The 12681-nt window shown below is 46.1% G+C and carries 11 protein-coding genes and 5 tRNA genes; 15 read left to right on the top strand and 1 reads right to left on the bottom strand.

Going from position 1 to position 12681, the window contains the following annotated elements; genetic code table 11:
- Positions 1-144: 144 nt before the first annotated feature.
- A complete protein-coding gene (gene cysM / locus AACT18_RS01725; protein ID WP_026027976.1) occupies positions 145-1035 on the bottom strand; it encodes a cysteine synthase CysM in 891 nt (296 codons plus the stop codon).
- A gap of 213 nt (positions 1036-1248) precedes the next feature.
- On the opposite strand from cysM, the gene cysP reads away from it, so the two are divergent.
- From cysP to AACT18_RS01650, 15 genes are all read left to right on the top strand, one after another.
- Complete coding sequence (gene cysP / locus AACT18_RS01720; RefSeq protein ID WP_010320449.1) at positions 1249-2250, top strand: thiosulfate ABC transporter substrate-binding protein CysP; 1002 nt, start codon at positions 1249-1251, stop codon at positions 2248-2250.
- Positions 2251-2316: 66 nt separating this feature from the next.
- Positions 2317-3174, top strand: coding sequence for a sulfate/thiosulfate ABC transporter permease CysT (gene cysT, locus AACT18_RS01715; RefSeq protein WP_017046719.1), 858 nt, complete (start codon positions 2317-2319; stop codon positions 3172-3174).
- 10 nt (positions 3175-3184) lie between these two features.
- Complete coding sequence (gene cysW, locus AACT18_RS01710; protein ID WP_094125531.1) at positions 3185-4048, top strand: sulfate ABC transporter permease subunit CysW; 864 nt, start codon at positions 3185-3187, stop codon at positions 4046-4048.
- Positions 4045-5172 carry a sulfate/molybdate ABC transporter ATP-binding protein gene (locus AACT18_RS01705; RefSeq protein WP_094125530.1) on the top strand — a complete coding sequence of 376 codons (1128 nt, stop codon included), beginning with the start codon at positions 4045-4047 and terminating at the stop codon, positions 5170-5172. Before cysW ends, AACT18_RS01705 begins: the two co-directional genes overlap by 4 nt.
- A gap of 114 nt (positions 5173-5286) precedes the next feature.
- Positions 5287-5778, top strand: a complete 492-nt coding sequence (gene pncC, locus AACT18_RS01700) for a nicotinamide-nucleotide amidase (protein WP_013857707.1) — start codon at positions 5287-5289, stop codon at positions 5776-5778.
- 133 nt (positions 5779-5911) lie between these two features.
- Positions 5912-6958, top strand: coding sequence for a recombinase RecA (recA, locus tag AACT18_RS01695; RefSeq protein ID WP_010320444.1), 1047 nt, complete (start codon positions 5912-5914; stop codon positions 6956-6958).
- Positions 6959-6993: 35 nt separating this feature from the next.
- Positions 6994-7497 (top strand): recombination regulator RecX, encoded by a 504-nt coding sequence (gene recX, locus AACT18_RS01690; RefSeq protein WP_081265451.1) that lies wholly within the window; start codon positions 6994-6996, stop codon positions 7495-7497.
- A gap of 121 nt (positions 7498-7618) precedes the next feature.
- Positions 7619-10201, top strand: a complete 2583-nt coding sequence (alaS, locus tag AACT18_RS01685) for an alanine--tRNA ligase (protein WP_094125529.1) — start codon at positions 7619-7621, stop codon at positions 10199-10201.
- A 205-nt stretch (positions 10202-10406) separates the two neighbouring features.
- Positions 10407-11594 carry an aspartate kinase gene (locus AACT18_RS01680; RefSeq protein ID WP_094125528.1) on the top strand — a complete coding sequence of 396 codons (1188 nt, stop codon included), beginning with the start codon at positions 10407-10409 and terminating at the stop codon, positions 11592-11594.
- Between the two features lie 92 nt (positions 11595-11686).
- Positions 11687-11884, top strand: a complete 198-nt coding sequence (gene csrA / locus AACT18_RS01675) for a carbon storage regulator CsrA (protein ID WP_010320440.1) — start codon at positions 11687-11689, stop codon at positions 11882-11884.
- Positions 11885-12070: 186 nt separating this feature from the next.
- Positions 12071-12163: transfer RNA gene (locus AACT18_RS01670), tRNA-Ser, on the top strand.
- 41 nt (positions 12164-12204) lie between these two features.
- Positions 12205-12281: transfer RNA gene (locus tag AACT18_RS01665), tRNA-Arg, on the top strand.
- Between the two features lie 31 nt (positions 12282-12312).
- Positions 12313-12405, top strand: a tRNA-Ser gene (locus AACT18_RS01660).
- Between the two features lie 66 nt (positions 12406-12471).
- Positions 12472-12548 (top strand) — tRNA-Arg (locus AACT18_RS01655).
- A gap of 36 nt (positions 12549-12584) precedes the next feature.
- A tRNA-Arg gene (locus AACT18_RS01650) sits at positions 12585-12661 on the top strand.
- Positions 12662-12681 lie beyond the last annotated feature (20 nt).

Raw genomic sequence — 12681 nt, 5'->3', positions numbered from 1 at the left:
AGAACATGCATTTAAATAGTTGGAGAGGATAACAAACTTCGCTATTGCTGAGCAATCAAGGGATGCTGATGTGGAAGCAAAGCCAAGGGCTAAAGAATGATGAGCGCGTCAGCACTGATTAGCCCGTTGGGGTGGAGATTTGATCTAAGAAAAAAGACCGGATGAGAGATAACGATCGCCTCGATCGCAAATGATGGCAACAACCACCGCTCCGGGATTTTGTTGCGCGATTTGTAACGCAGCGAAAACGGCGCCTCCGGAGCTGACGCCAGCGCAAATGCCTTCTTGAGTTGCCAAAGCACGAGCCGTATTGATGGCATCTTGCTCTTCGATATCGAGTACCACATCAACACGTGATGATTCAAAAATGCCGGGTAAATAAGCTTGAGGCCAGCGGCGAATGCCCGGAATTGCACTGCCTTCTGCTGGTTGTAAACCGACAATGCTTATCTCTGGATTTTGCGTTTTTAGATAGCGAGAAGTGCCCATGATGGTGCCCGTTGTGCCCATACTTGAGACAAAGTGGGTGATTTCCCCGTGGCTTTGTTGCCAAATTTCTGGGCCAGTAGAATCAAAATGAGCTTGCGGGTTGTCGGGGTTATTGAATTGATCGAGTACTTTTCCTTTGCCTTCACTTTGCATTTTTAATGCTAAATCGCGCGCTCCTTCCATGCCTTGCTCTTTGCTGACTAAAATGAGCTCACAACCATACGCTTTCATCGCGTCTTTACGCTCTTGGGTGGCATTATCTGGCATGATTAAAATCATTTTGTAGCCTTTGATGGCGGCCGCCATTGCCAGCGCAATACCCGTGTTGCCGCTGGTCGCTTCAATGATGGTATCGCCCGGTTGGAGCTCTTGGCGACGCTCTGCTTGCACTATCATATTGAGTGCTGGGCGATCTTTGACTGAACCTGCTGGGTTATTGCCTTCTAGCTTGACCAATACGGTGCTTGAGGTGTGAGCCGCCAGTCGCTGCAAGCGAACTAAAGGCGTTTGCCCGACATATGCTTCAATCGTTGGAAAGTCCGCCATCATGTTGTCCTTAATTTTTTTAGTCGGAAGAGTAAGATGACGTATCCACCTTACCGAACACTACTATAAAGTCGTGCTGGTAATTGGCATACAATTTATTGCTAGAGTTTATTCCAAAAAGTTCTAGTTATCCTCTTTGTTATAATTCATTTTCCTCATACTCTAATTGCCAAGGACGCCATTTTGGCCGTAGTGATTAGGGAGTAGCAATATATGAAGTTCATCAAGTCAGCCTTAGCCAGCTTATTAGCCGTAGGATCGTTGAATGTTTCGGCCGCGGATCAAACCATTCTCAACTCATCGTACGACATCGCTCGCGAGCTGTTTGCTTCTTATAACCCAGTGTTTGAAAAACACTGGCAACAAAAGACAGGCCAAACAGTGGAGATCAAACAGTCGCACGGTGGGTCATCTGCGCAAGCTCGCTCAATTTTGCAGGGGTTAGCCGCCGATGTAGTGACATTCAATCAGGTAACGGATGTTCAGGTGCTGCACGATCGTGGCAAGCTTATCGATGCTAATTGGCAAGAAAAATTGCCCAATGCAAGCTCACCTTACTACTCCACGACCGCATTTTTAGTGCGCAAGGGGAATCCAAAAAATATTCAAGATTGGGGCGATCTCGCTAAAGCTGATGTGGCTTCTGTATTCCCCAATCCTAAAACCTCAGGTAATGCACGTTATACCTATTTGGCCGCGGTCGGTTATGCACAAAAGACTTTTGGCAAAGAAAACCAAGCCGAGCAGGATCAATTCCTCAAACAATTTTTAGCTAATGTCGCGGTATTTGATACTGGTGGCCGTGGTGCGACTACTTCGTTTGTTGAACGTGGCATTGGCGATGTGCTGATTACGTTTGAATCTGAAGTGAACAATATTCGTCAGCAGTATGGCGTGGATGAATATCAAGTTGTGGTACCTAAGACCTCTATCTTGGCCGAGTTTCCCGTGGCCGTGGTGGAAAAAAATGCCAAGCGTAAAGGCACGCTTGAGGTAGCCAACGAATATCTCGCTTATCTGTACAGTGAAGAAGCACAACGTTTGCTAGCTGGGTTTAATTACCGCGTTCATGATGAAAAAGTGAACGCAGAATTTGCTGATCGCTTCCCTGAAGTTGAATTGCTAACAGTTGAGAGCATTGCTGGTGGGTGGGAAAATGCCATGAAACTTCATTTTGCCAATGGCGCGAAGCTTGACCAACTTCAACGTCGTTAATTCGTCATCGCCACCTGCGCTGAGTGTGGGTGGTTTTCTTACGCATCCGTTTTGTTTCGAGGGTTTATGAGCCATTCCTTCACCGCTTCTTTATCTCGCCCACGCCATAAAAGGGTGCTACCCGGATTTGGTATTAGCCTCGGTACTTCGCTGTTTTTTGTCAGCTTAGTGCTGCTATTGCCCGCCAGTGGTTTGATTATGCAGACGAGCCAAATGTCGCTCACCGAGTATTGGCAGGTGGTGGCGGACCCTCGTGTACTGGCCAGTTACAAAGTAACGGTGGGCGCGGCACTCATCGCCTCATTGTTTAATGGCTTGCTAGGATTATTGCTCGCTTGGGTGTTGGTTCGTTATGATTTTTATGGCAAACGTATTCTTGATGCTTTAGTCGATTTACCGTTTGCTTTGCCTACCGCCGTTGCAGGCATCACGTTGGCGACGCTTTACTCATCCAATGGCTGGGTGGGCAGCGTACTTGGCGAGCTTGGAATTAAAGTGGCTTATACCCCCTTGGGGATTGTTGTCGCGATGGCGTTTACCAGTATTCCGTTTGTGGTGCGCACGGTACAACCCGTCTTGGAAGAGATATCCAAAGAAGAGGAAGAAGCGGGTATGACGTTAGGCGCATCAGACAGCGCCGTATTTTGGAAAGTGATCATGCCTTCGATTCGTCCAGCACTATTGGTTGGTATTGCACTCTCATTTACTCGCAGCTTGGGCGAGTTTGGCGCAGTGATTTTCATTGCGGGCAATATGCCTTACGTCAGTGAAATTACCTCATTAATGATTTTTGTACGCTTACAAGAATTTGATTTTCCGGCGGCGAGTGCCATTGCTTCGGTAGTATTGATGGCATCGTTATCGCTGCTACTACTGATCAATCTATGGCAGGGCGCATACCTGCGTCGAATTCATGGACGTTAAGGAACCGATGATGAAAGTACATCAACCGTTACGAGTCGGTGAAGCACCTTGGGTGAAGTGGAGTTTGATTGGCTTTGCGCTGTTTTGGGTTGCATTGTTGCTGATTATCCCGCTAGTGAGCATTTTCAAACAAGCCTTTGCCAGTGGTTTATCGACTTATATTAGTCATTTAATTGAATCCGATACGCGTCATGCCATTGGTTTAACACTGCTAGTTGCGCTACTCACGGTGCCAATTAACTTAGTGTTCGGCGTGTTATTGGCTTGGGCAGTGACTCGTTTTGAATTTCCGGGTAGAAAAATATTAACCACTTTAATTGATATTCCGTTTGCCGTATCACCGGTTGTTGCAGGCCTTCTGTATTTACTGCTTTACGGCAGCAGCGGTTGGTTGGGCGAGTGGTTGTTTGAGCGCGATCTGCAAGTGATGTTTGCTTGGCCGGGAATTTTATTGGTCACGGTTTTTGTGACTTGCCCGTTTGTCGCGCGTGAGCTGATCCCGCTGATGCAGCAGCAAGGCCGCTCGGATGAAGAAGCGGCGGTTATTTTGGGGGCATCTTGGTGGCAACTATTTCGTCGCGTCACCTTACCAAATATAAAGTGGGCACTGATTTACGGTGTCATCTTAACCAATGCGCGTGCCATTGGTGAATTTGGCGCAGTAGCGGTTGTGTCGGGCAATATTCGTGGTGAAACCAATACCTTACCACTACACGTGCAGCTACTGTATGAAGATTATCAATCGGAAGCGGCGTTTGCTAGCGCCTCGCTATTGGCTTTCATTGCATTATTAACCCTAGTTTTTAAAGCTTATGTTGAATGGCGTCAACACAACAATCAGACAAAAACGAACAGAGAGCAAGAGACGGTATGAGTATACGTTTAGACAACATTTCCAAACAATTTGGTCAATTTCAAGCGCTCTCTCCGCTCTCGTTACAGATTGATGATGGCGAGATGATTGGCTTACTTGGTCCTTCAGGCTCAGGCAAAACCACTTTGTTGCGCATTATTGCCGGCCTTGAAGGAGCCGATAGCGGAACCATTCATTTTCGAGATCGCGATGTGACTCATGTCCACGTTCGCGAGCGCCGAGTTGGCTTTGTGTTCCAAAACTACGCACTTTTTCGTCATATGACGGTGGCTGACAATGTCGCGTTTGGTTTGCAAGTGATGGATCGCCGTCATAGACCAGCGGCGGCGGAAATCACCAAAAGAGTCAAACAGCTATTGGATATTGTGCAACTTGGCCATTTAGCTGAGCGCTATCCTGAACAACTGTCCGGCGGGCAAAAGCAGCGCATCGCCTTGGCTCGCGCTCTTGCAACAAAGCCGGAAGTGCTACTGCTGGATGAGCCTTTTGGCGCACTGGATGCCAAAGTGCGTAAAGAATTGCGCCGCTGGTTGCGCAGCTTGCACGAAGAGCTCGGTTTTACGAGCGTATTTGTCACCCACGATCAAGATGAAGCACTTGAACTCTCTGATCGCGTGGTCGTGATGAGCAATGGCCGCATCGAACAGATCGACTCGCCAGTGCAGCTTTATGCTCAACCGAACAGTCGCTTCGTCTTTGACTTTTTTGGCAATGTGAATGTATTCCAAGCCAACTGGAATAACGAGCAGTGGGTCAATGGCCAATCGTTTATCTTACCGCCGAAAGATCACGCGATTAATCAATCAGGAAAGTTGTATGTGCGCAGCCATGAGTTGAGCCTATCGAACAAACAAAATAGCCAAGCTTCATTGCCTTTTGAAGTGGTCTCTGTCAATCCTGTTGGCGCGGAAGTGCGAGTGGAACTCGCGCCAGTCGGCTGGGAGAGTGAGCAATTATGGGAAGCAAAATTAACCCATAGAGCATTGAGTGAACAACCACTCACACGAGGCGACAAAACCTTTGCTACGCCGCAAGTGGGCTACTTTTTTGGTGGGGAGAGCAGCACTCCGAACACCATTCGTTGGCCATTCTTAGACGCAGATAGTTTGATGTTTGAGATCTAAATACAACGGACGAACGATTGAGAATGGGTACGCTTGCGTGCCCATTCTGTTTTCTGGAGATTCAATCTGCTATAAAGGTTCAAGCGAAAATAACGTGGTTTTGGAGAAGGCGTAATGAAGGCGATTTTTGCATTAAGTGAGCAATTAGGTCAGCAATTGTTAGCACAAAAAGAGATCCTCACCAGTGCTGAATCATGCACTGGCGGTGGTGTGGCATTTGCACTTACCGAGGTTGCTGGAAGTTCGGCTTGGTTTGAACGATCATTTGTGACCTACAGTAACCTCGCTAAACAAGAGATGCTCGGCGTCAAAGCACAGACACTGGTGGATTTTGGCGCGGTTTCCGAACCCGTGGTGCGCGAAATGGTGCAAGGGGCACTTTTGCATTCCCAAGCCACTATTGGTGTCGCGATCAGTGGCATTGCTGGTCCTGATGGCGGTAGCGCAGAAAAACCAGTGGGAACCGTGTGCTTTGCATGGGCTTCTAAGCAGGGCTGGGAACGAGCTGAGACGCTTTGTTTTAAAGGCGATCGCGCACAGGTGCGCAAGCAGGCGATTACTCATGCATTACAAGTGGTGAGTCACTTTTTATCGCAGCCAAATTGAACCTAGTCGAAATTTTTTCGACACAGCTATAGACACTGTATGAATCAACAGTATAATTAACCCCAATTGGCGACTAAAGAGTCGATAAAAAATTTAACGAGCCGCTACCCACAGCGACAGTTTGGAGAAAGTAATGGACGAAAATAAGCAGAAGGCGCTAGCCGCAGCACTGGGTCAAATTGAAAAGCAATTTGGTAAAGGTTCGATCATGCGCCTTGGTGACAACCGTACAATGGATGTTGAAACCATTTCTACCGGTTCACTTTCTTTGGATATTGCATTGGGTGCTGGCGGTTTACCAATGGGACGTATCGTTGAAGTTTACGGCCCTGAATCATCAGGAAAAACAACCTTAACGCTGGAATTGATCGCAGCAGCACAACGAGTGGGTAAAACCTGTGCTTTTATCGATGCAGAACATGCCCTTGACCCAATTTATGCTAAAAAACTGGGTGTCAACATTGATGAGCTGTTGGTTTCACAACCTGATACGGGTGAACAAGCGCTTGAAATTTGTGATGCCTTGGCTCGTTCTGGTGCCATTGATGTTATCGTCATTGATTCTGTGGCTGCACTGACACCAAAAGCTGAAATTGAAGGTGAAATGGGCGATAGCCACATGGGCCTCCAAGCACGTATGCTTTCTCAAGCGATGCGTAAGTTAACGGGTAACCTAAAACAGTCCAACTGCATGTGCATCTTCATTAACCAGATCCGTATGAAAATTGGTGTGATGTTTGGTAACCCTGAAACCACAACAGGTGGTAATGCCCTTAAATTCTACGCTTCAGTTCGTTTAGATATTCGTCGTACAGGCTCTATTAAAGAGGGTGACGAAGTCGTGGGTAACGAAACGCGTATTAAAGTGGTTAAGAACAAAATCGCGGCTCCCTTTAAACAAGCGGATACTCAAATTCTTTACGGACAAGGTTTTAACCGTGAAGGTGAATTGGTTGATCTTGGCGTGAAACATAAATTGGTTGAGAAAGCGGGTGCTTGGTATAGCTATAACGGTGATAAAATTGGTCAAGGTAAAGCAAACGCCTGTAAATTCTTGAGAGAGAATCCAGCTGCAGCTATGGCTCTTGATACTAAGTTACGTGAAATGCTGCTCAATCCAGCCGAGTTAATTGTTGAAGAACCTATTTTGAGCGAAATGCCTCAAGAAGAAGAGTTGTAATCTTCTCCACGTTTATATTTCAACAAAGCCCTGCAATGCAGGGCTTTGTTTTATCCATGACTAATAGGGACAGTATGTATTCCTCTAAATTCAAATCGACGTTATCGTGCAAAGAGTGCGCATTGCAATTACTGAGCCGACGAGATCACAGCGAGCATGAGCTACAGCAAAAGCTCATGAGTAAAGGGTATGATGCGGAAATTATCGTTCAAACAATGAGTTACTGCCTTGAGAACCATTATTTGGATGAACTGCGCTATGCCGCAAGTCAAATAAGACAACATGTCACTAAAGGTCATGGTGAGCGGCGCATTCGACAAGAGCTGAGCCAAAAAAGAGTCAGTAGCGATGATATTGAAACCGCTTTATATCAAGAGCCTCAAGATTGGTTTGAATTGGCAAAAGCGGTGGCTGAAAAAAAATTCAGAGAACCTGCGGAAAAAGGTTCAAAAGAACATGCCAAACAAGTGCGTTTTTTGCAGTATCGAGGCTTTAGCTTCGAGCAAATTAGCTACGCTTTATCATCATCGGAAGCTTAACTCTTCGTCTGATCCGCAATTTATTTCCTGCCATGCCTTTTCTATAAGAAAACTAGTCGAACTCTTGTCCATGCTTTACAATAACGCAAAATTCTAACTTGAGTATTTCAGGAAGAGCTGCATGTTTATGAGCACTGATGAGGTTCGCCGCGCGTTCCTCTCGTTCTTTGAAAGTAAAGGACACCAAATTGTTGATAGTTCATCATTAGTCCCAGCTAATGACCCAACCCTGTTGTTCACAAATGCAGGAATGAACCAATTTAAAGATTGTTTTCTTGGTTTAGAAAAGCGTGCTTATACACGTGCAACAACGGCGCAACGTTGTGTGCGAGCTGGTGGTAAGCATAACGATCTGGAAAACGTTGGTTTTACCGCTCGTCACCATACCTTTTTTGAAATGTTGGGTAACTTCAGCTTTGGTGATTACTTCAAAGAAGACGCTATTGCATACGCGTGGGAGTTTCTTACTGTAACACTCAAGTTGCCCGCTGATCGTCTACTGGTTACTGTGTATGAAACCGATGATGAAGCATTTGATATCTGGAATAAAAAAGTAGGCATTCCGGCTGAGCGCATTATTCGCATTGGCGATAAACCGGGTGGTAAAGCTTATGAGTCAGACAACTTCTGGCAAATGGGTGACACGGGTCCGTGTGGTCCTTGTACTGAAATTTTCTATGATCATGGCGATCATATCTGGGGTGGTCCTCCAGGTTCTGCAGAGGAAGATGGCGATCGTTTCATTGAAATTTGGAACAACGTCTTCATGCAGTTTAACCGTCATGCCGATGGCACGATGGAGCCACTTCCAAAACCTTCCGTTGATACCGGTATGGGTATTGAACGTATTTCTGCGATCATGCAGGGTGTTCACTCAAACTATGAAATTGATGTGTTTCAAGCCTTGATTAAAGCCGCCGCTGATGTAACGGGTTATAACGATCTTTCCAATCAATCGCTACGCGTTGTTGCTGATCACATCCGTTCTTGTGCTTTCTTGATTGTGGATGGTGTGATGCCATCGAATGAAGGCCGTGGCTATGTACTGCGTCGGATTATTCGTCGAGCGGTGCGTCATGGTAATAAATTGGGCGCACAAGGTGCCTTCTTTCACAAACTGGTTGGCCCATTAGCACAAGTGATGGGAACGGCTGGTGAAGAACTGAAAAAGCAGCAAGCGCTTGTAGAAAAAGTGCTGCGCATTGAAGAAGAGAACTTCGGTCGCACTCTTGAACGCGGTATGGCGATCCTCAATGATGCACTCGATAATTTAGAGGACAGCGTACTGGATGGTGAAACTGTCTTTAAACTTTACGATACCTACGGTTTTCCGGCTGATTTAACTAATGATGTTGCACGTGAACGTGAGCTGACCATTGACGAACAAGGTTTCGAAAAAGCGATGGAAGAGCAGCGTCAACGAGCGCGTGAAGCGGGCCAATTTGGCACTGACTACAATGCAATCATTAAAGTTGATACCAATACCGCTTTCTGTGGCTATAGCGCGACACAAGGCGAGAGCCGCATTGCCGCTATGTTTGTTGACGGCAATGAAGTTGACACTCTATCTGCGGGTGATAAAGCGATTTTGATCTTGGGCGAAACACCTTTCTACGCTGAATCCGGTGGTCAATGTGGTGATGCGGGTGTTATTCAAACGGCCACGGGCTTGTTTAAAGTTGAAGATACACAAAAACTCGGCAACGCCATTGCTCATCACGGTGAACTCATCGAGGGCGTACTCGCCAAAGGCGATGAAGCGAAAGCCATTGTTGATGCTAAGCGCCGCGCTGCAATTTCACTGAACCACTCTGCCACACATTTGTTGCATGCTGCACTTCGCCAAGTATTAGGTTCGCACGTGGCGCAAAAAGGCTCATTGGTAAAAGCGGAAAGCTTGCGTTTTGACTTCTCTCATTTAGAAGCAATGACGCCCGTAGAGCTAAAAGAAGTGGAACGCCTAGTGAACGCGCAAATTCGCCGTAACCACACGATTGAAACCAATATCATGGACATCGAATCGGCAAAAGCCAAAGGTGCCATGGCACTGTTTGGTGAAAAGTACGATGATGAAGTTCGTGTATTGTCGATGGGTGATTTCTCAACCGAACTGTGTGGTGGTATTCACGCAAGTAACACCGGTGACATCGGCCTATTCAAAATAGTTTCTGAAGGCGGTATTGCTGCTGGCATTCGTCGTATTGAAGCGGTGACGGGTGAAGGCGCGCTGGATCTATTGGATCAACAGCAGGCTCAATATGAAGTCAAAGTGGCTGAAATGGCGGCTAAAGCGAAATCTTTGGAAAAAGAGTTGCAGCAGTTAAAAGATAAGCTTGCAGCGAAAGAAAGTGCCAATCTGATCAGCAATGTAAAAGAAATTGCGGGTGTGAAAGTACTAGTTGCTCAACTTAATGGCGCCGATAACAAAGCGCTGCGTGGTATGGTTGATGAGCTAAAAAATCAGTTAGGCAGTGGCATTATCATGCTGGGTAATGTGGCTGATGATAAAGTGGGTTTGATTGCGGGTGTGACCAAAGATCTTACCGCCAAAGTTAAAGCAGGGGAGCTGGTCAATATGGTTGCCTTGCAAGTGGGTGGTAAAGGTGGTGGCCGTCCGGATATGGCTCAAGCGGGAGGTACGGATGTTAATGCCTTGCCTAGCGCTTTAGCTTCCGTAGATGCTTGGATTTCTGAGCATCTATAAACCGTTGTAATAAGTCACGCTCAATCACTGTTTTTTGATTGGGCGTAATTTTATTTACCAAACCAAGTGGTCTAATTGGCGCAATAGGATACGAGCCAGTTATCTGCTTGGTTTTGTTTTTGTAACTACTGAATCGATACTCAACATAGTGCTCTGCTTTCGATTTGGTCCTAATGAGACTTTGGTCTTGGGAAGGTGAAGATAGGTGAAAAAGCCCCTTATCGTGCAAAAGTTTGGCGGAACCTCGGTGGGTTCAATAGAACGAATCCATACCGTCGCTGAACACATCATTAAGGCGAAGAATGATGGTAATCAAGTGGTTGTAGTTGTTTCTGCAATGTCAGGAGAAACCAATCGACTGTTGGGCTTAGCACAACAAATCGATAGTGTACCAACTGCAAGGGAACTTGATGTTTTGCTCTCTGCTGGTGAGCAAGTGTCTATGGCGCTATTAGCGATGACACTCAATAAATTAGGCTATTCAGCTCGCTCACTAACCGGAGCTCAAGCGAACATTGTGACCGATAATCAACACAATGACGCGACGATTAAAATGATTGATACTCGAACGATTACCGAGTTGCTGGCACAAGATCATATTGTGGTGGTAGCGGGTTTTCAGGGTGTGAATGAGAATGGGGATATCACCACTTTAGGACGTGGAGGTTCTGATACTAGCGCTGTGACGCTAGCGGGAGCTCTTAAAGCCGATGAGTGTCAAATATTCACTGATGTGGATGGTGTTTACACATGTGATCCACGTGTGGTTGCAACAGCTCAAAAATTAGAGATCGTTGATTTCCCGTCAATGGAAGAAATGGCACGTAAAGGCGCTAAAGTTCTGCATTTACCTTGTGTGCAATATGCGTGGGAAAATGAAGTTCCTTTACGCGTATTGTCTACTTTTGATGTAAACGCAGGCAGTCTAATCAAAGGTGAGCAGTGTCATAAAGCAGTATGTGGCATTGCGATTCAACGCGACATGGCGCTTATTACTGTGCAACATGATCATTTCCCGAGTTTAGCCAAGCAGTGCCAAATGCTCGGTGTGGAAGTGTGGAGTGTGATCGAAGATGCAGAATGGACAGGTGCCATTATAAAACGAGACGCTTGTGCTAAATTAGCTCTGGTTTTCAATGACAAAATCCGTAATAGTGAACCCGTTAGTTTATTGACCACGGTAGGTTTGCTGGCTCAGGAATTAGTTGAACGCTCATGTGAATTACTTGCAGAACAAGGGATCGAAGTGAGTTCCCTTTCGGTTGATAAACAATCGTTAATGCTAGTTATGCAGCCACAACATGTTGATAAGGCAGCCAATATTTTACATGAGGCCTATATAACGTCAGATGAGCTATTAGCTTTTCACCTAAAACATGTCTCTTTAGGGTGAGAGCGCACTAATAGATAGTTTACGAAAATATAACTTTTAGTGGATAATAGCGCAGTTGCAATATAATACAGAGATTACTCAAGGAGCAAAGAATGCTAATTTTGACTCGCCGCGTTGGCGAAACACTAATGATCGGTGATGAAGTGACAGTAACAGTTCTTGGTGTAAAAGGTAACCAAGTGCGTATCGGTGTGAATGCACCGAAAGAGGTTTCTGTCCACCGTGAAGAAATCTACATGCGCATTCAAGCTGAAAAAGGTAATGGTAGTGTTGCACCTAGCAACTACTAATTATCACAAGGAAGGCTAGCGAATTTTGCTGGCCTTTTTTATGCTTTGAAGTCACTGATATGACAGAAAAGTTTAATTTCACAGCGCTTTGATTAAATAGCCAACGGTTGATTTGATTTTTGTCGCTTTTACCAAGAAAGTGTTTGACATATTTTTGGTAAAAAGTAATATGTGCCTCCGCAAGACGGTGAGGTGGCCGAGAGGCCGAAGGCGCTCCCCTGCTAAGGGAGTATACGGTTTATAGCCGTATCGAGGGTTCGAATCCCTCCCTCACCGCCATTCTTGCTTATTTGGTTTAGCATCCAAATAAAGAACAATGTGCGTCCTTAGCTCAGCTGGATAGAGTACCTGGCTACGAACCAGGCGGTCGGAGGTTCGAATCCTCCAGGACGCGCCATATTCTTTCGTAAGATTGAATGTGAAAATGCGGTGAGGTGGCCGAGAGGCCGAAGGCGCTCCCCTGCTAAGGGAGTATACGGTTTATAGCCGTATCGAGGGTTCGAATCCCTCCCTCACCGCCATTTATTGACCATGAGTCAATTTTTTTGTTCAGAAATAAAATTTTTGTGATGTAATTCACATCTTGCGCGCTCATAGCTCAGCTGGATAGAGTACCTGGCTACGAACCAGGCGGTCGGAGGTTCGAATCCTCCTGAGCGCGCCACTTATTTAAAGTTAGTGATACTGTCATTAACTCTGCGCGTCCTTAGCTCAGCTGGATAGAGTACCTGGCTACGAACCAGGCGGTCGGAGGTTCGAATCCTCCAGGACGCGCCACTTATTCAAAGGGTCATTGA

It is taken from the genome of Vibrio sp. V04_P4A5T148 (assembly GCF_963875605.1).
Taxonomy (GTDB): Bacteria; Pseudomonadota; Gammaproteobacteria; order Enterobacterales; family Vibrionaceae; genus Vibrio; species Vibrio anguillarum.
The sequence above is the reverse complement of the archived record's forward strand: the minus strand, read 5'-3'. Positions and strand labels throughout refer to the sequence as shown.